The organism is Pirellulales bacterium, from assembly GCA_036499395.1.
Taxonomy (GTDB): Bacteria; Planctomycetota; Planctomycetia; order Pirellulales; family JACPPG01; genus JACPPG01.
Genome location: DASYDW010000116.1, coordinates 236,043 through 260,127, shown reverse-complemented (window position 1 = coordinate 260,127; position 24,085 = coordinate 236,043). Strand labels below are relative to the sequence as shown.

At 61.0% G+C, this 24,085-nt stretch carries 23 protein-coding genes; 12 read left to right on the top strand and 11 right to left on the bottom strand.

What is annotated here, in order from left to right; genetic code table 11:
- Nucleotides 1-77 precede the first annotated feature (77 nt).
- Complete coding sequence (locus VGN12_21195; GenBank protein HEY4311978.1) at nucleotides 78-1,823, bottom strand: lipopolysaccharide kinase InaA family protein; 1,746 nt, start codon at nucleotides 1,821-1,823, stop codon at nucleotides 78-80.
- Nucleotides 1,824-1,900: 77 nt separating this feature from the next.
- Complete coding sequence (locus VGN12_21190) at nucleotides 1,901-2,827, bottom strand: hypothetical protein (GenBank protein HEY4311977.1); 927 nt, start codon at nucleotides 2,825-2,827, stop codon at nucleotides 1,901-1,903.
- A 75-nt stretch (nucleotides 2,828-2,902) separates the two neighbouring features.
- On the opposite strand from VGN12_21190, the gene VGN12_21185 reads away from it, so the two are divergent.
- From VGN12_21185 to VGN12_21170, 4 genes are all read left to right on the top strand, one after another.
- On the top strand, nucleotides 2,903-3,226 hold the full coding sequence (locus VGN12_21185) for a hypothetical protein (protein ID HEY4311976.1): 324 nt from the start codon (nucleotides 2,903-2,905) through the stop codon (nucleotides 3,224-3,226).
- 147 nt (nucleotides 3,227-3,373) lie between these two features.
- A complete protein-coding gene (locus VGN12_21180) occupies nucleotides 3,374-4,204 on the top strand; it encodes an HAD family hydrolase (GenBank protein HEY4311975.1) in 831 nt (276 codons plus the stop codon).
- Nucleotides 4,204-5,253, top strand: coding sequence for a PfkB family carbohydrate kinase (locus VGN12_21175; protein HEY4311974.1), 1,050 nt, complete (start codon nucleotides 4,204-4,206; stop codon nucleotides 5,251-5,253). The genes VGN12_21180 and VGN12_21175 overlap by 1 nt, the downstream gene beginning before the upstream one ends.
- Nucleotides 5,254-5,543: 290 nt before the next feature.
- A complete protein-coding gene (locus VGN12_21170) occupies nucleotides 5,544-5,870 on the top strand; it encodes a DUF6793 family protein (protein HEY4311973.1) in 327 nt (108 codons plus the stop codon).
- 178 nt (nucleotides 5,871-6,048) lie between these two features.
- Here VGN12_21170 and VGN12_21165 read toward each other — a convergent pair whose 3' ends face one another.
- Nucleotides 6,049-6,441 (bottom strand): cupin domain-containing protein, encoded by a 393-nt coding sequence (locus tag VGN12_21165; GenBank protein ID HEY4311972.1) that lies wholly within the window; start codon nucleotides 6,439-6,441, stop codon nucleotides 6,049-6,051.
- 276 nt (nucleotides 6,442-6,717) lie between these two features.
- Here VGN12_21165 and VGN12_21160 point away from each other — a divergent pair, with 276 nt between their 5' ends.
- Nucleotides 6,718-7,113 (top strand): BlaI/MecI/CopY family transcriptional regulator, encoded by a 396-nt coding sequence (locus tag VGN12_21160; GenBank protein ID HEY4311971.1) that lies wholly within the window; start codon nucleotides 6,718-6,720, stop codon nucleotides 7,111-7,113.
- Nucleotides 7,106-9,019, top strand: coding sequence for a polysaccharide biosynthesis/export family protein (locus tag VGN12_21155; GenBank protein HEY4311970.1), 1,914 nt, complete (start codon nucleotides 7,106-7,108; stop codon nucleotides 9,017-9,019). Before VGN12_21160 ends, VGN12_21155 begins: the two co-directional genes overlap by 8 nt.
- A gap of 292 nt (nucleotides 9,020-9,311) precedes the next feature.
- Here VGN12_21155 and VGN12_21150 read toward each other — a convergent pair whose 3' ends face one another.
- The 5 genes from VGN12_21150 to VGN12_21130 form a co-directional block, all read right to left on the bottom strand.
- A complete protein-coding gene (locus VGN12_21150) occupies nucleotides 9,312-10,577 on the bottom strand; it encodes a PQQ-binding-like beta-propeller repeat protein (protein ID HEY4311969.1) in 1,266 nt (421 codons plus the stop codon).
- Nucleotides 10,578-11,312: 735 nt separating this feature from the next.
- Nucleotides 11,313-12,182 carry a ThuA domain-containing protein gene (locus VGN12_21145; protein HEY4311968.1) on the bottom strand — a complete coding sequence of 290 codons (870 nt, stop codon included), beginning with the start codon at nucleotides 12,180-12,182 and terminating at the stop codon, nucleotides 11,313-11,315.
- A gap of 202 nt (nucleotides 12,183-12,384) precedes the next feature.
- Entirely contained in the window at nucleotides 12,385-13,215 is an 831-nt protein-coding gene (locus VGN12_21140; protein HEY4311967.1) for a hypothetical protein, read from the bottom strand.
- Nucleotides 13,216-13,537: 322 nt separating this feature from the next.
- Complete coding sequence (locus VGN12_21135) at nucleotides 13,538-14,449, bottom strand: haloalkane dehalogenase (GenBank protein ID HEY4311966.1); 912 nt, start codon at nucleotides 14,447-14,449, stop codon at nucleotides 13,538-13,540.
- A 53-nt stretch (nucleotides 14,450-14,502) separates the two neighbouring features.
- Nucleotides 14,503-14,832, bottom strand: coding sequence for a cupin domain-containing protein (locus VGN12_21130; protein ID HEY4311965.1), 330 nt, complete (start codon nucleotides 14,830-14,832; stop codon nucleotides 14,503-14,505).
- 33 nt (nucleotides 14,833-14,865) lie between these two features.
- Between VGN12_21130 and VGN12_21125 the strand changes: the two genes are divergently transcribed.
- Nucleotides 14,866-15,288 (top strand): hypothetical protein, encoded by a 423-nt coding sequence (locus VGN12_21125; GenBank protein ID HEY4311964.1) that lies wholly within the window; start codon nucleotides 14,866-14,868, stop codon nucleotides 15,286-15,288.
- A gap of 9 nt (nucleotides 15,289-15,297) precedes the next feature.
- On the opposite strand, the gene VGN12_21120 is transcribed toward VGN12_21125, so the two are convergent.
- Nucleotides 15,298-16,323, bottom strand: coding sequence for an NADP-dependent oxidoreductase (locus VGN12_21120; protein HEY4311963.1), 1,026 nt, complete (start codon nucleotides 16,321-16,323; stop codon nucleotides 15,298-15,300).
- Here VGN12_21120 and VGN12_21115 point away from each other — a divergent pair.
- From VGN12_21115 to VGN12_21105, 3 genes are all read left to right on the top strand, one after another.
- A complete protein-coding gene (locus VGN12_21115) occupies nucleotides 16,310-17,443 on the top strand; it encodes a GNAT family N-acetyltransferase (GenBank protein HEY4311962.1) in 1,134 nt (377 codons plus the stop codon). The two genes, VGN12_21120 and VGN12_21115, sit on opposite strands and share 14 nt — an antisense overlap.
- A gap of 407 nt (nucleotides 17,444-17,850) precedes the next feature.
- Nucleotides 17,851-18,534 carry a PEP-CTERM sorting domain-containing protein gene (locus tag VGN12_21110; GenBank protein ID HEY4311961.1) on the top strand — a complete coding sequence of 228 codons (684 nt, stop codon included), beginning with the start codon at nucleotides 17,851-17,853 and terminating at the stop codon, nucleotides 18,532-18,534.
- Between the two features lie 561 nt (nucleotides 18,535-19,095).
- Nucleotides 19,096-19,770: a hypothetical protein gene (locus VGN12_21105; GenBank protein ID HEY4311960.1), complete on the top strand. Its 675-nt coding sequence runs from the start codon at nucleotides 19,096-19,098 to the stop codon at nucleotides 19,768-19,770.
- A 190-nt stretch (nucleotides 19,771-19,960) separates the two neighbouring features.
- Here the strand turns inward: VGN12_21105 and xylA are convergent, their stop codons facing one another.
- Nucleotides 19,961-21,271, bottom strand: a complete 1,311-nt coding sequence (gene xylA, locus VGN12_21100; GenBank protein ID HEY4311959.1) for a xylose isomerase — start codon at nucleotides 21,269-21,271, stop codon at nucleotides 19,961-19,963.
- Nucleotides 21,272-21,580: 309 nt separating this feature from the next.
- Here xylA and VGN12_21095 point away from each other — a divergent pair, with 309 nt between their 5' ends.
- Together VGN12_21095 and ribD are read left to right on the top strand one after the other, a co-directional pair.
- A complete protein-coding gene (locus tag VGN12_21095) occupies nucleotides 21,581-22,093 on the top strand; it encodes a DUF1569 domain-containing protein (GenBank protein ID HEY4311958.1) in 513 nt (170 codons plus the stop codon).
- A gap of 96 nt (nucleotides 22,094-22,189) precedes the next feature.
- Nucleotides 22,190-23,326, top strand: coding sequence for a bifunctional diaminohydroxyphosphoribosylaminopyrimidine deaminase/5-amino-6-(5-phosphoribosylamino)uracil reductase RibD (gene ribD / locus VGN12_21090; GenBank protein ID HEY4311957.1), 1,137 nt, complete (start codon nucleotides 22,190-22,192; stop codon nucleotides 23,324-23,326).
- 85 nt (nucleotides 23,327-23,411) lie between these two features.
- Here ribD and VGN12_21085 read toward each other — a convergent pair whose 3' ends face one another.
- Nucleotides 23,412-23,867, bottom strand: a complete 456-nt coding sequence (locus tag VGN12_21085; protein ID HEY4311956.1) for a hypothetical protein — start codon at nucleotides 23,865-23,867, stop codon at nucleotides 23,412-23,414.
- Nucleotides 23,868-24,085: the final 218 nt, after the last annotated feature.

Sequence of the window (24,085 nt, the reverse complement as noted above, 5' to 3'; positions counted from 1 at the left end):
GTGGGGACGAAGCAGCAATGATGCACACAGTGCATCCTACGAGCAGGCAGCTCGCGCGAAAAGAAGTCCGGCTTGGGCTACAGCACTTCCCGTCCGCCGGCGCGCATCAGGTTCGTCAGTACGCGACTGCGTCGTCCGACGCGGCGCCAGAACCATTTCCAGGTGTGCTTTTCCAGCGGGGCCACGGCCAGGTAAGCGCATAAAAACCGCAGTCGGTCAGTGCGAGTCAGCCACGGATGGGCTTCCATGCTCGTGGCCAGGCGGGCCAGGTTGCGCGCCCGACGCCGCTCGGTCAGCGAGCGAACGAAGCGCACGCCGTCCAAGTCGATCAGGTTGGCGGTGAGCTTTTCTCCTTGCCGCGCGAGCATCAGATTCTGCGCCTTCAGGTCGCGATGATCGACGTTCCAGGCGTGCATCCGCCCCAACATGCGTCCCAATACGACGGCCGTGTGGCGCGTTTCGCGGCGTCGTTCTGTCGAAGGCTGCGCGGCGACCCAGGCGGCGTAATCGTGCAGATGGTCTCCTTCGACCCATTCGGTGGCCAGGTAACTTTCCCAACGCGGTCCGCCGGTGCGCGGTTCGACGACCAACAGTGGCCGGGCCGTATCGATGCCTCGTTCGCGCAGTGCGTGTCCCAGGTGCCAAGCCCGCAGGGCTCGGCTGCGACGAAACAGGGCCAAGATCGCTTTGCGCCACAGGCGGTTGCACGAGCGTTTATACGCGGCCGGTGTCGGACGCCCTTCGAGCAGCATGGTCGTTTTCACCACCTGACTGCCCGAGCAGACCTTGATCATTTGCGCGTCGGGGGCGGCAAACGGGGCGTCGGGCTGGCTCATCAGCGTCAGCAAGTCGCCGCGGGCCAGGTCACGCACGGCGTAACCCATCGCGCTGGCGGCTTTGACGCGCGTGTAGTCGCGATTGGAACGCAGGCAGCGCTTGTCGCGCTCGCTGAAGATTTTGCGGGCGTGGGCCCGGCTGCGGCGCACGATCTCGTTGCCCGCGGCCAGCGGATCGGCCAGCACCAGCTCGGGGCGGCCAGCCAGGTAGGCCTTCCAGAATCGCCATCGTTCGCAGCGCGACGAACGGTCCAGCCACGCCGCGGCGAACATCGCCAGGCTGTCACGGCTGTGCGCCCAGGAGAGCGGGGGCGAGAACCACATTTTCGGCAGATCGATCAAATGTAGTTCCGGCAGCACGTCGGGGGAGGCCAGCGTATCGAGTCCGACCAACACGTTGCCACGATGAAAATCGGTGTGATAGACCCCCGCCCGATGCGCCGCTGCGCAAAGCTTGGCCAGGGCCAAGATGATGCGCGGCCGTAGGCGGGCTTGCTCCTGGGACGAGAGCTTAGGCAGGCACTCGTCGGCGTAACGCTCGAGCGTACAAGAATCGGCGATAGCCTCGCTGACGAAGTAGCTGTCGCGCACCAGGCCGCCTCGATAGTGTTCCCCCAACGCGATCGGTGTCACTGTAGGGACGTGTCGGCGGCGCACCTCCAGAGCGTTGCGCCATTCGCGGCGGGCGGCACTGCCGCGCAGCAGGTGCGTCAGGGCGTTCAAAAACGCCAGGACGCGGTAATGCTTGAGGAAGAACGATCGATGTGGCAGGTCGACGCGATAGACTGTGCGGTGCGAGGCGTGCTTGACGACATGCATCCGCCCCTCGGCCAGCCATTCATCCAGGCGTAGCCCTTGCGCGCCGATCAGCGTCTTGCGCCACTCGGGCGTAACGCTCCAGCGCACGCCATCGGCGGTTCCCCCGGCCAGGGCGGGCGGGGGGGGGTCGCTCAATAGGGCCTTTTCGGCCAGTTGTGATCCTTCCATGAATCACCGCGCTCTCGGAAGAGTATGCCCTCAATAGCTGGCTCGCGACCATCTGGGGCCCGCGGTCTACGGATCCCTCAGTAGATGCCAGCGGCGGGATTGTACCCGAAAGCGTCTCCCTGGCGCAGATCAGACTCGGCCAGCTCGCTATGCCCTAGTTTCTGGTGTATCTCGCCACGATGGTGGTACATAACAGCCAGGATATTCTCGTGCTGGCGCTTTATGCGAGCTAGCACCCGTTCCGGATACGGATGTCGATCGAGGATAAACGAATTGGGTGCCTCGCGGCGGGCCATCGCCAGGGCCTGATCCAGATCGGCCAGTGCCGGCTCGTATTCTCCCAGCAGAAAGTAGATATAGCCGCGAGTGTCGAGGTAATGCGAGTTCCGCCCCTCGCTTTCGATTGCCGATTGAATGTCTTGCAGCGCCTCGTTGAGTTCCACCCCGGCAATAGCGCGCGTGTAGGCGCGGCTGTTCAACAGGTGGGGTTCGAAGCGATGCAGTTGGATGGCCTTGGTCACGTCACGGATGGCTTCATCGTGCCGGTGCAACCGCTGCAGCGACATGGCGCGTAGCTCGAGCGCTTCGCTCGACTCCGGCGCCAGGGCGGTCACTTTGTTGAAGTCGCTGAGGCTTCCTTCAACGTCCCCCATTTCCAAACGCACCTGCCCGCGTCGGGCGAAAAATTCAGCAGACTTGTCGTTCCATGACAAAGCCCGATCCAGATCGCGCAGCGCGCCGTCCAGGTCGTCGCCCATTTGCTTTTGAAACGCATGGCCGGCCAACCAATGAGCGACGGCATTACCGAGCGGGACGCCCAGCTCGGCTCGAACCAGCGCCATGATCGCCGCGCCAACGGCCAGCATGACCAGTAGCGCGCGGATCGTGAACGTTCCGCGCCCGGCGCGGCGCAGTTTCGGGGCGAAGTCCTCAACCGCGCGAGGGGCGAAGTCTGGTGCGATCGGAAAGCCGTGCGCGTCGAGCCGAACGTCGGAAGGATTCATCGCTGTCGACCTGAGGCGAGTGCGTGCCAAGCCGTCGCCTGGCACGCGAAGATGTTTTTAATCGAGTCGTTTCTCATGCACGCTTTTCTGTCGCGTTTATCACGAGCGGCGGTTGTCACTCGGCCGAACATGCTGCCGCGGGTTGACCGTGGTTTACCAGGATCGGCGCCGCCCAAGGCTCCTGCCGTTAAGTTTACAGTATCCCTCGCCGTGACGGGCGGCAAGCCAACTTTTGCTCAGGAAATTGCGGCTCGTGCTGCCAACAAAAAAATCGAAAAGAACGTTGGTCGGACGTACTACAGTGGACCAGCAACCTCGCTGCTGAAAACGATCGTTGGGCGATACATTATGAGGCTGTTAGGGGCCGAGCCAGGTGCCTTGTCGACTTATGCCGTTTGACTAAACTGCGTGTTCCCTGACGGTCGGGTCCTGTTTGCCAAGGGAGCCGATTCGTCGAGCAGCGGATCGCGACGAGTATTGCCGCGATTTCGCCGTCCGAAAAGGTTTTGGCAAATCGCCGGAAAACGTCACAGAGAAAAGGGCCGCATGACGAACGAAGCTACCTCGGCAGGGACCATCGAGGTCTTGCGCCCTGATTTTCCGCGCGGCGAGTTCCGCGCGGCGATGTTCGATTTTGACGGAACGCTGTCGCTGATCCGCCGCAATTGGCAGGCGGTGATGATCCCCATGATGGTGGACGTGCTGGCCGAGACCGGCAGCGGCGAGTCGCGCGAGAAACTGCATGAGCACGTCGAAGAGTACGTCATGCGACTGAACGGCAAGCAGACGATCTATCAGATGATGCAGTTGGCCGACGAGGTCAAGGCGCGCGGGGCGACGCCCCGCGATCCGTTGGAATACAAGCATCAGTACCATGACCTGTTGTGGGCGCAAGTCGGTCAGCGCATCGACGCGCTGAAGCAGGGACGCGTCCCGCCCGACGATCTGACCGTGCCCGGCTCGCGCCGTCTGCTGACGCAATTGCGTGATCGCGGGGTGAAGCTGTATTTGGCCTCGGGGACGGACCTGAAATATGTCCGCGACGAGGTGGCCGTACTGGGATTGACCGAATTCTTCGGCGAGCACATTTACGGCGCGCTCGACGACTATCGCAGCTTCTCGAAGGCGATGATCATCGAGCAAATTATTAGAGACATGAACGTCGGCGCGCATCAGTTGTTGGCGTTCGGCGACGGCTTTGTTGAAATCGAAGAGACGCGCCGCGCGGGTGGGGTGGCCGTAGGTGTGGCCAGCGATGAAGAGGCGCGGCAAGGGATCAACGCCTGGAAACGCGAGCGTTTGATCCGCGCCGGCGCGGACATCATCATCGGCGACTATCGTCAGCAGGACGAGCTCTTGGCGCTGTTGGGGCTGTAATGAAAGCCGCGCCGCTCGTTTCGCTCGAACGTCTGACCTCGGTGCTGGCCGAGCTTCCCAAGCTGTCGATCGGCCTGGTCGGGGACCTGTTTCTCGATCGTTATCTCGAAATCGATCCCGAGATGAACGAACTGTCGATCGAGACCGGGCTCGAGGCTTATCAGATCACGCGCATTCGCAATAATCCCGGCGCGCTCGGCACGGTGATGAACAACCTGGCGGCGCTCGGCGTGGGACAGATGACGCCGGTCACGGTGCTGGGAGACGACGGCCAGGCGTACGATCTGCTGCGGGCGCTGGAACGCATGCCGGTCGACGCCGGCCACATCATTCGAGATGCCGATCGGCTGACGCCAACCTATACCAAGCCGTTGCGGCGCGCTGCGGACGGTGTCTGGCAAGAGTTGAACCGCATCGACCTGAGGAATAAGAGCGCCTTGGGGGCCGCCACGCAAGAGCGGCTGTTCGACGAGCTGGCCACGGTCTTCGCAGCGACCGATGGTTTGATCGTACTCGACCAGGTGAACGAAGAAGGGTGGGGCGTGATCGGGCCCGCAGTGCGCGAGCACTTGGCGCAATTGGCCGAAGCGGCCCCCGACAAACTGATGTTCATCGACAGCCGCGCGCATATTGCCCGATTTCGTCGCGGCACGTTGAAGCCGAACGTGCATGAATGCCTGGCCGCGCTCGGGCGACCTTCGACCGGCAGCGCTAACGAGCCAATCACGGCGGCTCGCGATTTTGCGCGGCTGACCGGCTGCCAGCTGTACTGCACGGTTGGGGAACGCGGCATCCTGGTGGCGGATACCACGGGCGATCCGGTGCTGGCCGATGGTTACCCGGTACACGGTCCGGTGGACGTGGTAGGCGCCGGCGACAGCGCCACGGCGGGGATCGTTTTGGCCCTGCTGGCGGGTGCCACACGGCTCGAAGCCGCGGCCGTGGGGAACCTGGTCGCGTCGATCACGGTCCAGCAGCTCGGTACAACCGGCACCGCCAGCCCGGCCCAGGTGCTGGCTCGCTGGCAGGCCGTTTACGGGGCCGCGTAGAATGGCGCGGCCCGCGATCTCGCGGCTTGGCGTGCGCGGGAATTCGCAACTCAGCCGTGTGTAACGTCTTGAGCGGACGTGTCGTAGCAGGCCGCTATAAAGCCCGCTTATAACGTCCCCGTTCGCTGGATCGGCAGCCGCCACGGCGGGGGGCGGTCGGCGCTCGTTGACGACTTGCCCGGCGAATCCTAACATCCTCGATAGAGAGCAAGCGGGCATATGCCGCAACATTGAACGCGGCGATACAAGGCGCATCTGTCACCTCAGCAGTGGGAAAGGGGGATTTGGCGATGCCATTGTTTGAAGTCGAGACCGAGTCGCACATCATCATTACCTGGGCGAACGATCAGGACGCGGCGGCCGCCGTCGTCCACGACGCCTATCCGCATGAACGAGTCCTGCGTCTGACGAAGCGTCCGCGCGATACTTGGGTCATTTCCAAAAGCGCGCTGGGAATCCCGAGTACGAGTGCCGACCTTTGTCATACGGCGCGCGACTGCCTGTCCAAGGCCGCGGGGGACAAGGTTCACGCCATCCGCCTGTACATGCACGAGACGGGTACCGATCTGGAACGTGCCCGCAAAGTGATCGAGTCGAACATGGTGATGGGCTGGTAAACGGCCCAACGCCTGTTGTGCGACGGACGCTGATAGCGAAGGTCGCTCTACGAACAATTGAATGCCGGAAGAATGACGAAGGACGAAAGCCCCGGCGGGCTTCGTCCTTCGTGTTTTTTTGCTCAGGCGCTGTGAGTTACTGGTTCGGCGATCCGGTCAACGGACTTTCAAAGACTCGTCATTCGCCGTTTTCGTCGCGCGGCTCGTTGGGAAAATATAAATCTCCGTCGCTGATGTCGGGGATGCCGACGACCAGAACTCGCATCCGCCCCTGCGCCCCGTGTACGACTCCGGGCGGAATGTGTACGAGCGAGCCCTGGCGCACCGGATGATCGACGCCATTCAGGCGGACGGTCCCTTCTCCCTCGAGCACGTAGTACAGTTCGGTCGCCACGCGATGGTAGTGCTCGCGCGCGCCGTCGATATCCACGGCATGAGCCCAGGCCGCGACGTTGGAGTCCTGCCGGCTGACGAGCAAGTGCCGCCAGCCGCAAGTGCTGCGCTCGCGCGGGGCCTCGCCTTCGTGACGAATGAGAAGTGCGGTGGATGGGGGCGGAATGGAATTCATCATTCGGACCAGTGTCTGGTGACTGAAAGGGCAGAGCCTAAAGGATAGCAAGGCGTCGCGCTTGAAACGAGAAATGTACCGATCGGCGTCGATTTATCTCGGTTCATGAAACTGCGAGGGCCGTCCGGAAGAGTGCTTCGTTAATTCTGTCTGCTGTTAGTTCGTCACTTTCCTAAGCATCGGCGGTTATCGATTGCAGATTCTTCTTGACCCGACGTTGGTATTTGCTACTATCATCCGACGTACGTCGCATCGACGTAGATAGCCGGAGGAACGCGGATGCGTCGGAAAACGCTGCACGGCCTGGGGGATTTGCAGGCCAAGGTCATGGAGTTCGTCTGGAAGCGTGGCGAGGCTACGGTGGCCGCGGTCGCCGAGCATCTCGGGCGGCGCCGGCCGATCACGTACACGACGGTGCTCGTGGCGATGCAGAAGTTGGAAAAGAAGGGATGGTTGGCCCACCGTGCCGAAGGGCGCGCTTACGTCTATCGTCCTGCACGGACGCGCGAAGCGGCCCAGGCGGGGCTGGTGACTGAGATGCTCGACGCCGTCTTTGACGGCGATCCCCAATTATTGGTGTCGCAACTACTCGATGCCCGGCCGTGGTCGGGCGAAGAACTGGCTCAACTGCGGCAACTGATCGAAGCGCGCCGCAAGGAGAAACGCCATGGGTGAGTTGTGGAATCTTGTGCCGGCCGACGGCTGGCGGCGCTTGGCTTTCGATGCGGCGTGGCAAAGTACGCTTATCTGTTGCCTGGGTTGGTCGCTGGCGTGGATTGTGTACCGCAGGCCAGCGCTGCGCGCGGCCGTGCTGCTGGCGACGAGTCTGCTGTGCGTCGTGGTGCCGGTGGCATCGTCGGTAGTGCGCTATGGGGGCTGGGGCATGTTGACGCCGGCCGAGCTAACGGAACCTGCCGAGCAGATCGGTTGGATTTACGAGGCCCCAAGCGGCGCACCGCGCCCCGTCATCCTGGAGTCGTCGAGCGTCGTCCGCGAAAACGTACGTGCTGCGCCGGAGCGAATCGATTGGCAATCTTGGACGTGGCTGGCGTTCGGTTGTACGTGGCCCGTTACCTCGTGCGTATTGGCCGTGCGGCTCGCTCGCAGTGCGGCGGCGGTGCGGCGCGCCTGTCGCGTTGGCGAGTTCTGTCAGGACGAGGCGATCGTGGTCGCGCTTGGGCGAGCGGCGCACATGATGGGCGTGCCGGCGCCAATTTTGAAGCTGAGTCCGGCCGTTGATTCGCCGGCGCTGGCGTCACCGGTCTTGGGCATGGGTGGCCATACGCTGCTACTGCCCGTGGCGGGCAACGAGCGTGACGATTGGTTTGTGATTTTCTGTCACGAGCTGGCCCACATGGCGCGGGGCGACAGTTGGAGCCGGCTGGCCGTCGAGATCGTTAGTGTCGTATTGCCGTGGCAGCCGTTGCTGTGGCTAGTGCGGCGTGATTTTCGTGCCGCCTGTGAAGAGGCATGCGACGATTGGGCGATCGCCGCCGGCGCGGATCCGGTGGAGTTCGCATCGATCTTACTTGATTTTGTTCCGCAGGCACGTCCGGCAGTGATGCTGGGGATGGCCGAGAGTATCTCGGCGGCGCGATCGCGCATTATGCGCCTGTTGGCCATGCAAGATGTGCCGCGGCCAGGGGTGGGACGTCTACTGGCTGTGATGGGTTGGGTGATTGCGGTGGCCTTGGCCGTTGTGCTTGCGCTTCTCCAAGCTGGGCGACCGTTGTGGCGCGGCACCGACCTGCCGCCGTGGGGGAACACGCCCATCGGACGAGCCATGGCGGTTAACAAGGATTTGCCATCGGATCGCCCGCTATTAAAACCCTATCTGGTCGATGCCCCCGACATCCTGTTGATCGATGCTGTGAAGGTTGTGCCCAAGGCGCCGTACCGCATTGAACCGCTTGATACGGTGAATGTCACGGTGTTGGGCACGCTGCCTGATCAGAATATCGCCGGTCCCTATTCCGTCGAGGCAGACGGCACAATCGCACTCGGGCCGGCATACGGCACAATCAAGGTCGCAGGTATGACATTGGACGAAGCTATCGAGGCAATCAAGAAGCAACTGAAGGGCGTCCTCTCGACCCCCGAAGTTTCTGTTTCGCTCGCCGAAAGTGCGGGGCAACAAGATATCGCGGGCGAGCATCTGATTGGGCCGGACGGCACCGTGAATCTGGGATCGTACGGCAGCGTCTACGTCGCGGGGATGACGATTCCAGAAGTGCGCGAGGCGATCGAAAAGCATCTCGAGCAATTCCTCGACAAACCGCGAATCTCGGTCGACATGTTCGCCTACAACAGCAAGTTCTATTTCATCGTCTCGGAGCGTGAGGGGATGGACAACGTCGTTCGTGTTCCTTGCACCGGGCATGAGCGGGTGTTGGATGCGTTGTCCCACGACCCGAATTTGCGACTGTCAGCGACCGGTTGGGTGTGGATTGCCCGATCGAAATCCGATCAGGAAAAGCCCACGATTCTGCCCGTCGACTGGCGGGCCCTTCTACGCGGCGAATCGAACCAGACGAACTACTGGATCGAACCGGGGGACCGGGTGTTTGTGCAGGAGAAGTAGAAGAAGGGTTGCACCACGGAGTGGAAGAAGTGGTCAGAGTGATGAGTGATGAATCAGGGAAATGCGGAGCGCGAAGTGATGAATGATGGGTGGAGATGGGACCTTCGCTCGGCGATTTACGGTAGGGTTTTTGCCCCTGTTCGCCACTGGTGACCGTAAAATCGTGGGTGATCGGTCATCGCTGCGGTAAAGAATGCCGCAGAATTAAAGAGGGTGTGTCGCGGACACACCCTACTAGGATGATCTGCCCGATTCTTCTCTGTGGCTCCGCGACTCTGTGGTGAACGATTGCTTATCGTGCGGCTGTGGATGGGGCAGCGTCGCTGGTTTGTTCGATGCGATAGAGGTGCGTATCGGTGCGCATGAACATCGCCTTTCCGGCGATCGCTGGCGATGCCATGATCCGCCCGTCGAGTTTGTTGCGGGCCACTTCGTGCAGCTTGTCGGTTGCTTCCAATACGACGCTATCTCCCTCTTCGGAGAAAAGGTAAATGTGACTGGCGTCGGCAATCGGACTGGCCGAGAAGTTTCCTCCGAGTCGCGACTTGAATCGCTCTTTCCCAGTGGCGACATCCAGGCAGGTGACGACTCCCTGATCGCTGACCATGAATAGATTCTGACCAACGATCACGGGGGACGGGTTGGCCGGCACCTGGTTCTTGACGCGCCACGCGACGTTGCTGTCGGCCAGTTTGCCGGAGCCGTCAGGGCGGATCGCCCACAACTGCGGCTTCATGTAACCGGTGTCGATAATCACCAGGCCATCGGCGAATAGCGGTCTGGGTACATTCGAAAAGCCATCGTATTCGATGTGCCATAGCTCGATGCCGGTCGCCACGTCGTAGCCGTACGCGCGGTCGGCGCCGGTGCTGACGATCTCCTTCTTGCCGGCGACTTCGATCACCAGCGGTGTCGAGTACGACTTGCGCTGGTCCGGCGCGGGATGCTTGGCGCCCGTACGATCGGTCTTCCAGACGATGTGGCCCGACCGTTTATCGAGCGCCACGATGTACTGAACGTCGATGCCGTCGCAATGCACGACCAGCAAATCCCCGACCAGGATCGGCGAGCTGCCGGGGCCCTCTTTGTGATCGACCTGCAACTCACGATTCGTCCACAGCGTTTTACCTGTCCGGCTGTCCAAGCACGCGGTGCCGTATGTTCCGAAATGAACCCACAGCCGGTCCCCTTCGATCAACGAAGTGGGCGAGGCGTAGCTGTTCTTGGCATTGATGCTTTGCGGGTCGTCGACTGTGAACACCTCGACATCGTGCAGGACGTTGCCGGTCGTCCGGTCGAGGCACATCGCGCGCAACGAATGTCCGTCATCGAGCGCGGTGGTCAGCCAGATACGGTTTTCGAGAATAACGGGGGACGACCAACCGCGGCCGGGAATCGGCACTTTCCAGTTGACGTTTTCCCCCTCGCCCCATTTCGTGGCCAGGCCGACGGCGTCCGTATGACCCTGCCCATCCGGGCCGCGAAACTGCGGCCACGATTCGCCGGCCGCGGCGATCCGCGCGGCGAAGGCCAGGCAGAGTATCAGGCAGAATCGCATCACGAGAAGAACTCCGAAAAAACATCGGCAGGCTGCAAGGCAGGCAAGTGGGCGGACGTTTAAGGATACCCTCGACGTTGCGAATACGCCAACCTCGCGCCTTTTTGGTAGTGCATTAGTCTGAAATCAGTTTTCGCGTCTTTTTGTAGCCGCACAGAAGCAATCGTTGATATCTCTTGAAGTTCTAGGACGCGCCGCTGGACAGGCGAAGCCTAAAATATGGGCGACGCGAACAGGTCCTCTTTGTCAAAACTGCATTAAAGAACTACGTGAGATCGTATAGTCGCCCCTCCCGCCAGGTATGATGGGGGGATGATCTCCGCTTTCAAGTATGCGTTGGCCGGTGCCCTTATGGCGATTGTCCTGCTGCTGCTTCTGTGGGATGGCCTCTGGTCGAACAGTATCTCGACAGAACGTGCCGCGCTGCTCGTCGGTACGATAATTTCCGTCTGCGGATGGCTCGGCTGGAACCGCCGTCGGAGTGACCGCCCGTGCCAACCGCCCGAAACCCGCAATTCAAACTGACGCACTACCGCCTTTTTGCGGTCTGGCGCGCATGGCATACGCCCGCGAATTGACGTTTCGGTCCGCAGATTTCGCAGAGGAACGCAGATTTGAAGAGTTGTTGTCGCGCCGGCTCGTGCGGCACAGCGGACCGGCAACGGGGCTTATTCAAAATCTGAGAGATCTACGCAATCTGGGGATCGTCTTTCAGTCCAGGTCGCGAGCCGAAAGTTACTTCTTCCCTTTCGGGTCGAGGTTCTGCTTCAGCTCTTCCTTTTCGACCATGCTTGATACGCCGTCCGCTGGGACGTCGCCGTGGGCCGCCCAGACGAGCGCATTCAGAATCAACTTGCGGAAGTAGTCGTCTCCCCAATTGATATGGAAGTGGCCGCCGGTGAAGCCGAATCCACGGCCGCCGTCCGGACGTTCGACGGCCCAGGCCAGAACCTCTTCACGCCCCGGATGTTCTTTGGCCGCTGGCGTACCGCGGATGCCATCCACCGGAGTTGCCGAGACAATCGGGATCACTCCTTCCATCTCGGGGCGGAAGCGCATGTTGAAGTACCATTCGTCGCGAGCCTTGAAAGGCTTCACGCCGCGCGTGATCGGATGATCGGGCAATTGCTTGATGTCAGCGACCCAGTGCGGATTGATCGAGTAGCCGGTCTCGTAGTAGCCGCCGATCCAATCGATCAATTCCGGCCCGCCGCGATCCTTCGGTACCTCAACGGCATAATGCACGCATACCAGGCCGACTCCCTTGGCCATCAGCGCACGCATTTGGGCCAGATTCTCATCGCGAATCAGCGGATGCCCCGATCCGCCGTCCATATACAACATGATGGCGTCCGCACCGTCGAAAGCATTCCGATCCTTCGGCCAGCCGTTTAGATGCGCGTCGCACTTGATGCCTGGCACCGCGTCCAAGCATTTTTTCAGTAGCAACACACCGGCATTGAATTCATGATCTCCGCGACCGTGGCTGGGCGTGCCCGCGACGAGGACGATCTTCTTATCAGCGGCGTTTGAATTCTGGGCCAGCGATGACGAGGCGCTGGCGAGCAGCGCCAATCCGGCCACCAGCAGCATGCGCCGGCCCATGCGGGTTGGGCGCGGACGTGTCCATGAACAATCAGCGTGGGCGGAGGACGGCAAAATGGTCATGTGTGGTTCATTCTCAGGTGAAAAGAGACGGCCAGAAAACAGCGAGCGTGGCCGCTATCTTACACCGCGAATGATGCCAAATGAACCGGGCACCGAGTGAACCAGGCGCGGAATGTATCGGGCGCGGAGGGCCCAATCACTAGGTTCGGCGCGGCGACCGCGAGGGGGCCGGTCGTGAACCGCGCGCCGCGGGTTTTTTGGCGGGGGCTGCCGGCTGCGAGTCCGGATCGGCAGCCGCCGTTGGACGCGCTCTTGATGCCGAGGGTGCTAGTTCGGCAGGCGCGCCTTGCTCGCTCTGTGGTTGTTCGAGTTCGGGTTCAGTCCCTGGTTGCCCGATGCCACGAATCATCACAAAGCTTGGGGCGACTTCCGGGCCGGGGGGCAGCCGCAGGCATTCCGGCTTGTTCGTCGCTGGCTCATCGAGATTTTCCAGATCGTGCGGCGCAATGTGATCAGGCGCTTCGCCCAGTGTTGCTGCGATCGGCTTTGCCTGTGTTACGTCGCTCGGGGGTGCCTCGGGATTCAGCGCATCGACGGGGGGCGCCTTTTCGAGCGGCGGTTTCTTCGGCGTCCCCTTCTTGGACGATGCTTTGCCGGTCGTCGCCTTCTTGGAAGTTTGCGCGGCCCGATTCATTTCCGACGGTGCGACGCGCGACAGCTTCGCACTACCGGACGTGCCCTTGGGCTTTCGCACTGCCGTGTTCGGTGTGGCTTTCTTCACTTTGCCCGGCGCCGCGGGCTGCCGATCGATTTTCTGTGTCGCGTTGATCGGTGGGGCAGGGGACGGTGGCGCTTTCTTCGCGGCTGGCGGCTCGACCCAGCGTACGACCGGTCGATCAGCGGGCGGTGCGCTTGCTTCACTCGGCGCGGAGGACGCGCGACCGCGCGTGGTGGCGGCCGCGACCGGCGACACCGTTATCGCGGTCAGCAGTACCAGGGCGTGCGAAAAATAAATCTGCGTCGAGGTCATGGCATCCCAGGCCGACCGGCGAATCGATCAATTCCCACCGGCATCGACCGCGTCACGTTTCATGCCGCTGTAACACCGTTATCAAGAGAATCGTCGCTGCGCCGTGAACGCATGAGCGCGACGATGGGCGCCGCAACAGACTATCAGTCCGCGAGTCCGAAAGTTTCGCCACAGCGCAAAACCGTTAAATCGGGACGTCAGCCGGGTGGGGAACATGCGCCGCACATCGCGCAGAATCGTGAAAGTCAGGTCGGCCCTGGGTGACAAGCCACTGGACCAAGAACTCTGCGATCGCCATGTCTGACGGCGATTGCCGGATCGCTCAGGCGTTCTTGTGGCGCGCCAAGAATTGCCGGATATTTTCGGCAATTTCTTCTCCCTTGTCTTCCTGCAGAAAGTGAGCCGCGTCGCGGATCGTGATGGCCGGTTCGTTCTTGGCCGTGGGAATCAAGCGGCGGAAGAACTCGTCGCCACCGGCCGTGATTGGGTCGCTGTCCGAGAACATCACGAGCGCCGGTTTGTTCCACTTCGCGAGTGCCTCGCGCGTTCGTTGCATAACGGGGGCTGCTTCATCCGTCGGCGCGATCGGCACCAGCAGCGGAAACTTCGCCGCGCCGGCCTTGTACGTGGCATCCGGAAACGGCGCCTCGTATGCGGCCACGATTTCGTCCGAGGGTTTCGATTTCGTCGCGCCCTTGATGACAAAGCCGACGGGCAGATCGGTCATCGTTTCGGCGAATCCACGCCAGGCCGCGAACGCCGCGGCGCTTTTCTTCGCGGCCTCGGTCTGGGGTGCTTCGCCTGTCGGCAATCCGGTATTCATGATCACCAGTGCCGCGAAACGGTCGGCCATCTCGACGGCCAGCGGCAGTCCAATCAGGCCACCCCAATCCTGGCAGACAAGCGTGATGCGCCGCAGATCGAGCGCTTCGATGAAACCGGCCACGGTGTCGTGATGAAAAGCGTACGTATAGTCGGATCGTTCGGTGGGCTTATCCGAACGGCCGAAGCCCAGCAGGTCCGGCGCGACGACGCGATGCTCGCGCGACAGAGTTGGCACCATCTTGCGATACAGGTAGCACCACGACGGTGCGCCGTGCAGGCACAGAATGGGATCGCCGTGCCCTTCGTCGAGGTAATGCATTCGCAGCCCCTTCACCTCGACGTAATGTGGCGAGTAGGAATACCCCGGCAGATTTGTGAACCGTTCGTCGGGCGTGCGCAGAACCTTCATCGCGTATCTCCTGTTCGTGTGTGCGTGCGAGGCGGCTAGCTCGGCTACCGAAATCATTTCTTAAGCAGGATCGTGACCAACACCGTGGCGTCCTCGACTGCTGAGAGCGAGTGGGGACAGCCGCCGGGCAGCCCCAACATCTCGCCCGCACGCAGTTCGTGCGAACGATCGCCGGCGGTGAATTCGATCTTTCCTTCCAGGCATTGCACCGTGATCTCGCCTGGCACCTGATGTGTGGGGATCTTTTTGCCAGCCGGCATCACCAGGCGGATCAACTCGAGCGATTCTGTTGTCAATAACGTCGACGTCGGCGAAGTCGCAATGCCGTGCCCTAGCGGACGAACGTCGATTACCTGATTCAACTGTGCGCGAGGGAGTGCCATAAAGATTGCCTAGACGTTCGGTATAATACGAGCATGATTGAGGAAGACCGCCGAAAACTACTTCTCGACATTATTCACGACTACCTCCGTGAAGCGGATCGACTTTGCAAGCAACTAGCAATCAAAGCGGGGACCAGAACTCTCCTGGCTGCTTGGCGTTCGCAACAAATCCCCAAGGACGGTGAGCTTTCAACGGGCACATCGTACTCGTTTCATGGTATCGGGGTTTGTTTCGAATTTGACGGCTTGATAGTCGATGTTGACTTCGCGAACGATGGTGAGTGGGACGCATTTGATACATGGCGATTGCATCTGTTTGCCAGGGGACGTGCGACATTTGAGTCAATTCAGGATTTTTTTACGTTAAAGGAATACCTGAACCAACTCGAGGCTGACGGGTTGATCAAACGCGCGGGCAGAACTGAACAACTATTTATGCTAGTCGTGGATTCGTAACCAATATCGTCACCTATCCAGCTTCGCCACGCGCACCAGCAGCTTGCCGAAATTCTTTCCCTGCATCAGCCCGATGAACGCCTGCGGGGCGTTCTTCAAGCCGTCGACGACGTCCTCGCGGTATTTGATTTTGCCTTCCCGCACCCAGCGACCGAGCGCGGCGAGCGCCTGCGGGTATTGATCGTGGAAATCGAACACCAGAAATCCTTCCATCCGCGCCCGCGATACCAGGATCATTCGGCCGGGCCTGGGGCCGACTGCCGGTTTGTCGAGGTTGTATTCCGCGATCATGCCGCAGACGGGGATTCTGGCCCGATGATTCAGATTGCGCATCGCGGCGTCGAGAATCTCGCCGCCGACATTTTCGAAGTAGACGTCGACACCGTTGGGGCAGGCCTCGCCGATCGCTTTCGCAAGGTCCGGGGCGGTCCGATAGTTGACCGCCGCGTCGAAACCGAGTTCGTCGCGGATGTAGGCTGCTTTCTCGTCCGAACCAACAATGCCCACGACGCGGCAACCGGCGATCTTCGCGATTTGCCCAACGACTGCTCCCACGGCGCCCGAAGCTGCCGAGACCAAGACGGTTTCACCGGGCCGGGGCTGTCCGATTTCGAGCAGTCCGAAGTAGGCCGTCAGTCCCGGCATGCCTAAGACGCCTAGGGCCGTTGAAATCGGCGCGAGCTCGAGATCGACTTTCGTAATGCCAGCCCCGTTGCTGATGGCGTATGTTTGCCAACCGAAATTCGGTCCGACGACAAAATCACCGACAGCAAACTTTGGATGGCGCGACGCCTCGACGCGTCCCACGCCGCCGCCGACCATTACTTCGCCCGGTTTGACAGGCGTGGCGTAACTCTTGGCATCACTCATGCGCCCGCGCATGTAAGGGTCCAATGACAAGTAACCGACGCGAACGAGAAACTGCCCGTCGGCCGGCTGCTCGATCGGTTGTTGTTCAAGCCGGAAATCACTCTCCTTGGGGTAACCGACCGGACGTGTGGCCAACAGAATACGCTCGTTCATGGCAGTCGACACGGCGAAGCTCCTCGGGCGGCGAATAAAGTCTGGCGGTGCGGATTGCACCAAGGGGAAATGCGCCCACAATCTAGCCGACAGCCGCGCGGCTGCAAGCGAGTCGACGACACACGCTGCCGCGACGGTCCACAATCACGTTTTCCTGGCCACGCAATTGCCTGCCATGACGCAATTCCTCGATATTCATCTGGCCACGGACGACGAGCGCTGCCGCGCACACGAAAATTGCCACGATGTCTGGTCGCTGGGGCTGACACTGACTGAACATGTGGCGCGACGTGAGAAGTCCGCACTGCATCGTCGTGCCCACTGGATCGTCGGCTGCTTGGGCGGAAAGGTCGTGGCCGCGCTTGCCAGTCATCCCGTGCGCTTCTGGCTGCACGGGCGAAGCTTCCCAGGCATTGGAATTGCCTCGGTACATACGCTCGATGCTTATCGCGGCCAGGGGATCGCGCCGCGCATGATTCGCTGGGCGGAGTCGCACGAGCAACAGGCCGGGGCTCGCATCAGTACGCTCTTCTGCGATATCGATCCGCGCTATTACGAGCGATTGGGCTACACGCTTTGCCCGGCGCACATTGGTTGGGCGAGCACCGACAGTGCAAACCCTGGGGTGAACGCGGTGGCAGGATGGCGGCTGGTCGCGGTGCCAGCCGGCGAGGAATTCGCCCGGCGCGTTCCGCGGCTCGCGAGCTTATACGACAGTGATCATGGGCAGCGCCCTTTGGCCGTCGACCGAACGGCCGATTATTGGGAGCATCTGGCCGCCCGGCAGCCGACGGCCGAACATTTTTGGCTTCTCGATCCGACCGGCCAGACGGTGGGATACGCCTGGCTGCGGCAGGCCAAACTGGACCTGCTGATCGACGATCAGGCCGTTTTAGCGGGGGACGCCGAGCGACGCGAGAAGCTGTTTCGGCTGGTAATCGAAATGGCAAAGGGACGGGCGTTAACCCGAGCGGGGGGATGGATGCCGAAAGCCTCGCCGGCGGAAGCTCTGTTTGCCATTTCTCGCCGCGAGGACGAGATCACGATGGTCAAATCGCTCGATATGAGTCTGTCTTTCGACGGGGCTGCCATCGAGTCGGCGGATTGGTGGCAAGAGATCGATCACGTTTGACATCGTTCCCCACCCCCCGAATGTGGCTAATAAATTCGGAATATCTTCGCACAAATCTTTACAACGCCCGCGGTGCGTATTAGACTCGGCGTCATTGAATGCCAGCATCGCGCTTGAGCATTCTGCCAGTCACACTGAGTAGCTAATGCATTCTCGCTAAGAATCGCTTCCTTGCTCGTGGGTTGAAAGCCCGCAGGCGACCCCGCGGCTAACGCCGCTTTTCCGCGATTCTCATAGCCTTCCTTTCCTTGGTCTGAACGCCGCGTTTTTTCGTGCGCGCGTCTGTCCCAGGGAACGACCAACAAAGTTCACGGTGCGCCGTTTTATGCACCGACACCATAGCTTCGACATCAAGACCGGCCGTTTCGAACAGCCAAGAGACAACAAACTATCAACGGGAAAAACGCATGAATCGGGGCATTTCGCGTAAAACGATCAGCATTCTCTCGGCATTGGCCGTGGTGCTGTCGATCGTTGCTACTGCACAGGCGACGCCGCTCTCGACGCTCCTGGCCCCGGGGCAGAGTATTGTCGTCGGCAGCCTGACGTTCGATGACTTTACCTACCTCGGCACCGGCGACATGCCCACGGCCGCGAATATTAATGTCGCTCCATACACGACGGGTGACGCTGGCTTGACGTTCCAGGGCGCGTTCCTCGATTTCGCGGGGGGCAGCGGATCCAACGGCACGATCGGCTATCGCGTGACCTCGGCTGCGGGCACGGTGATCTCGGATGCCGCGTTGTTCGGCAACCCGAACGTGGTCATCGGCCCTGGCACGATCACGGTTGCGCAGTCGTTTACGCCGAACGTCGGAGCGCTCAGTATCTTCAGTAATTCATCGCCTGGCCCGGTCCAATTGACTGACAGCACGGCGCTAAGTTCGTCCGTGACGAGCGTGACCGTGCAAGATCTCTTGCAGGCGTCCGCGACCAACGGCGCGGCAACGTTGTCCTTCTTCACGCCGACCTTTCACGTGACGCGCGTTCCCGAGCCGGCCAGTGCGCTGCTGTTGGCCCTTGGCGTTTTGGGAGTAGGTGTCGGACGTGTGGTCCGCCGCAATGTAAAAAGCCAAGAGACTTGTAAGTAAGATTTTGAGAATCCCATCGGTCGCTTGGCAGTTGCCGAGTTGGCTGAAAGGATCCCTAAAATAAGAATTTGAGAATTTTAGGGATTTTGCGATACCTTTGCTGCGAAGCGGTGATTATAGTGGGGTGAGGTAAACGCCCTAGTTCTCGCTTCGGCGGTTTTTGCTGTAAGAGTTTTTCTTCGACGGTCCGTTTTAAGAGTTGCTAATGCTCTCTCGCTGAGAATCGCACCAAGTACCGGAAGCAATTCCGTGACTCGGTTCTCAAGCGATTCTCTCGGGCACCGTCACCCGATCAATTTTCTGCCGCGACTTTGCTTGCGCATTTCTATCGCGCTCGCCGAAACACGGTACGACAAATCTTGATCGTCTAACGGCGCGAAATCCAACCGCTCGCCCTTCACACGGCGCTCGACGGACTTCGCTTTTTGCCCGCCCAAAGCCGTCAACGTCCCGTCGGCACCACTTCGGGTCATGACGTCCTCAGGTCGAGAGAGATACAGAGGCTTTTTCGATATCCACGAGAGTTCGCACTACGATTTGCACCCGAGAACAGAGACGCACATGACTTTGCAACGCACCTTCACCCGACTGCTGGCTTTTTCGATCATTTTGATCGGTGGCGCCGGCATGGCCCGAGCCACGATGTTGTCTGACCTGCTCAACCCGGGACAAACCATCCAGGTGGGCGATTTGCTGTTCAGCAACTTCACGTATTTGCAAACCGGCGACATGCCGACGGCCAGCACCGTGAACGTTACGCCGTTCACATCGCTCGCCGGCGACAACGGCCTGATGATCCAGGGCGCCTTCACCGACCTGCCGGGCAATGCAGGTTCGGACGCGCTGGTGACCTATCGCGTCACCGAGTTGACCCCCGGCGTTACCATCACGTCTGCCGCGCTCGCGGGAAATCCCAGCGTTGTCGGTGGCAGTGGTATCGTGTCGGGCACGGAGAGCTTCCTGCCCACCAACACGACCGACACGATGAATATCTTCTCCGGCAGTCCCGGCTCGACACAGTTGAGCAACAGCCTGTCGTTCGGCCCGGGTTTCACCTCGCTCGACGTGCAGAACAGCGTGCTGGCTTTCGCCATCGATGGCGCTCCGACACTATCGTTCTTCACGCCGACGTTCCACACCGTGTCGAATCCGATTCCGGAACCGGCCAGCGTCACGCTCGTCGGGATGGCTGTCGGTACGCTCGCCTGGCGCCGCATTCGCCGCAAGCGTTCGTAGTATGAATTGCAGAACGTAACTGTTCGGGTCGTCGTTCAAGCAAGTCAACCGTGCAAAAAACCTAGCCCGCTGTGCCAGTCAGGGAGAACATCCCTGGCGGGCACTGCGGGCTAGTGTGCGTTAGGGGGCACGGCGTTAGCGGCTAATTTAGTTAATTGCCAACTAACCGTGGATAACCGTCGCCTGACTGCTATACGAAGGTATTGATCAGGTTCTCGATCATTTCCTGCCGGCCACTAGTGTTCGGCGTGGCATCCCCCTTCTTGAGCATGTACGCCTCGAGCGATTTGAAGTTGGCCTTGCCGGACTCGATCTCGGCGCCCACGCCCGAGTCCCAACTGCTGTACCGGCTCTTCAAGAGCTCGTTCAAGCGGCCATCGGCCCGAATCGCCGCGGCGATCTTCAACCCACGGGCGAAGGCGTCCATTCCGCCGATGTGAGCGTGGAACAGATCGACCGGCTCGAAGCTTTCTCGCCGCACTTTGGCGTCGAAGTTCAACCCACCCTTGGTGAAACCGCCGTACTTCAGCAGCACCAGCATGATCTGCGTCGTGAGATAAATGTCGGTCGGGAATTGGTCCGTGTCCCAGCCCAGCATCAGGTCACCGTAGTTGGCGTCGACCGAGCCGAGAAAGCCCTGCATCGCGGCATATTCCAGTTCGTGGTGCATCGAATGGCCGGCCAGGGTGGCATGGTTGGCCTCGATGTTCATCTTGATGTGCTTCTCCAGGCCGTAGGCGCGCAAGAAGTTGATGCAGGCCGCGACGTCGAAATCGTACTGGTGCTTGGTCGGTTCCTTCGGCTTTGGTTCGAAATAGAACTGCCCCTTGAAGCCAATTTGGTCGGCATAATCGACCGACATGTGCATAAAGCGGGCCAGATGGTCGACCTCGCGCTTCATTTCGGTATTCCACAGGTTCTGATAGCCTTCGCGGCCGCCCCAGAACGTGTAGCCATCACCCCCCAACTCCTTGGTGACTTCCAGAGCTTTTTTGACCTGAGCCGCGGCAAAGGCAAAGGCGTCGGCATTGGGGCTGGTCGCGGCGCCGTGTACGTAGCGAGGATTGCTGAACAGGTTCGCCGTTCCCCATAGCAACTTGATGCCGGTCCGCTGCTGCTCTTCCTTCAGCACCTTGGCCACGGCGTCGAGGTTCTTGTTCGACTCGGCCAGTGTTGCCCCCTCGGGCGCTACGTCGCGATCGTGGAAGCAGTAGAAGGGGACCCCCAGCTTTTCCATGAATTCAAAGGCCACGCGGACGCGGTTGATTGCGTTTTCGACGGAATCAACCGGCGCTTCCCAGGGGCGTACGGCCGTGCCCGGCCCAAACGGATCCGCCCCCGCACCGCGGAAGGTATGCCAATAGGCGACGCTAAAGCGGAAGTGGTCCTTCATCGCCTTCCCCTCGACGATCTCGTCAGGGTTGTAATGGTGGAAGGCGAGCGGATTCTTCGAGGTGGGGCCTTCGTAGCGGATCTTCGTAATTTCGGGGAATGCGGCCATGGGTGGGTTGCTCTCGTCTCTAGAAAATCGTGCAAGTAACGGTCCATCTCGGGCCTGCTCGCCCGAATCGAGCCCCCATCGTGCCAAACCGAGGCCGCGCAGGCAATCGCCCCCCCGCGGGTTTTTGCACGCTCGTTTCGTGGTCTCGATGCTATTGGTAACCTCGTTACACGGCTTCCTGGCACGGCGCTCCGCGTTTGCCCCGTGCTTTCGATCGGGATAAATTGGACCAACGTTTGCGGGGCGTTGCCGCGCTGTGCTATCGCATGGCGACCATGCGCTCGCGCGCAACATTCGGAGACTTGCAGCATGGCCGTCGACACGAAGAAAGTCCGCGGACGCCGCCGGCTCCGCTTTCATTCTTTCGACGAAATGCTGGCCGAAGCCGAGGCGTTGGCCGCTGCCGGCGAAGTGACTTCGCTCGGCAATTGGTCCGTCGGGCAGACGCTCAAACATCTGGGCGTGGCCATGGAAGGGTCGATCAACGGTTCTGGCTTCAAAGTTCCTCTGTGGCTCACGATCGTGGGCCGGATCTACGTTAAGCGATTGTTGCTCAATGGCCCGTTTCCCGCCGGGTATAAACTTCCCGCGTCCGCCGGCAAGCGGCTGATTCCCGATCAAACGTCTCCGGCCGAAGGCATGGCGGCGCTCAGCCAAGGCCTCGAGCGGTTGCGCAGCGAGACGGCCCGCTCGCGCCATCCGGTTGCCGGCCCACTGACGATTGAGGAATGGGACCGCTTCCACCTGCGCCACGCCGAAATGCACATGAGTTTTTTGGTGCCCGAGGGGGAAGCGGCATCCACCGGCGCGTCTCATCTGTAGAATCTGCGGATGAATTGCCGAGCGTGGCCTGCCGCATGGGATGCGCATTCCCACGAGCTTGGGCCCGGTCCCTGTTTTTGCTGCTTAGGAATTGCCATGCCGGACGCCGAGACTGTCAGCCCACGCCCGCGCGACTTGGACGTCTGGCATATTCGCCGGGCATTAGCGATCGCGGAGCAGGGGCGCGGTCTGGTCGAACCGAATCCGCTGGTGGGATGTGTCGTCGCGCATCGCGCTGAGATCATCGGCGAAGGGTTTCATAATCGGTATGGTGGTCCTCACGCCGAGGTGATTGCCTTGTCGATCGCCGGGCGGCGTGCGAAGGGCGCGACGTTGTACGTCACGCTCGAGCCGTGTTGCCACTTCGGCAAGACGCCCCCCTGCACGCGGGCCATCCTCGACGCAGGCATCGCGGAAGTCGTCGTTGCGCAGCAAGATCCCTTTCCCCAAGTCAGTGGCGGCGGTGTCGCCGAGCTGCGCGCTCACGGCATCGACGTACATGTCGGCGTCATGCAAGCCGAGGCCGAGCGCTTGAACGCGCCGTATCTAAAGCTGGTCAAGCATGCCCGGCCGTGGGTGATCGCGAAATGGGCCATGACGCTTGACGGGCATACCGCTACGACCAGCGGAGCGAGCCGCTGGATTTCGAACGACGAGTCCCGGGCCGTCGTACATCAATTGCGCGGGCGCGTCGATGCGATCATCGTGGGGCGCGGCACGGCCACGACCGATGATCCGCTGCTGACGGCCCGGCCGGCCGGAGCACGCGTTGCCACGCGCGTCGTGCTGGACTCGCAGGCGGCGCTTTCGCTTGAGAGCCAATTGGTGCGCACCACGTCGGACGCGCCGGTGCTGATTGCCGCCGCGAGTGCCGCGCCGGCCGCCAATGTCGCCCGCCTACGCGACGCGGGTTGCGAGGTGTTTTTGTGTGCCGGCGAGACGACGCAGGAGCGGCTCGATGCTTTGCTTGCCGAACTCGGGCGGCGGCGGATGACGAACGTCCTGGTCGAAGGGGGCGCGACGCTATTGGGTTCGCTTTTCGACGCAGGTGCCGTGGACGAGGTGCATGCCTTTATCGCGCCGCACGTGTTCGGCGGCCACGGTTCGCCATCGGCGGTGGGGGGCATAGGGGTACAGGGACCGCCCGCGGCCTGGTCGCTCGAAGAACCGGCCATCGAACTGCTCTCCGGCGACGTTTACGTACACGGGCACGTGCGAAAACGGGCACTTTAGCCGACGCGCGCAATCAAGACGGCGTGCCCGTCATGCACAACCCGGCAGGTCGCGGCTGCTTAGCGTACGCGTGAGTAGCTGCTTTCTATTCAAAGGAAAACCATGAGTCCCGAGTAGGAGAGTGTCGGTAGAATTCCTTGTAGTCGGCCGGAAGCGCGCGTGGTGTGTCTAGCTGCCATCCTGCCGCCATGTTCGTGACATCCGCTTCCGGGAACGATGCTGCCATCGATTCGATGTCTTTGGCGTCTGAATAAGTAAAAGGATTAATGCAGACCGTTGCGACAGGTTCGTCGCCAAGCCACTTTCTCCAGAAGGGGATTGTCGGCCAGCGAAAACTTGGATCTTGCTGTCGTTTCTCTGGTGTCAGTACGCCGAAAAGCCAGCTTTTGGGCGGAGAACTGTAGTCCCTAATCAAGCGTTGCCGCTCTCGGATGAAGTGGAGTTCCCATGCCAGCCAAAAGGCCAGGAGCGTCACCACCACGAGCAACGATCGCAGGCCGAACTGGAACCAGCGGCGGCGCGGCAAGATAGGCGATTCCATAGGATCTTCCATCCCGTAACTACGGTGGCACGTCTACTCGGATCTCGAGACGTGGCCGAACAGCCCGGCATCATAGCGGCAGTGGATCGTAACTAGCCGCTGGTCTCTGGCTTACGAATCTCGCACCAGTAATTGTACTCGGCCGCGAATATCGCAAAAACCGCTTCCAGGGTTGCGAATACACTACTCATCCCCCGACCGTGTTTGGTGGCAGATGT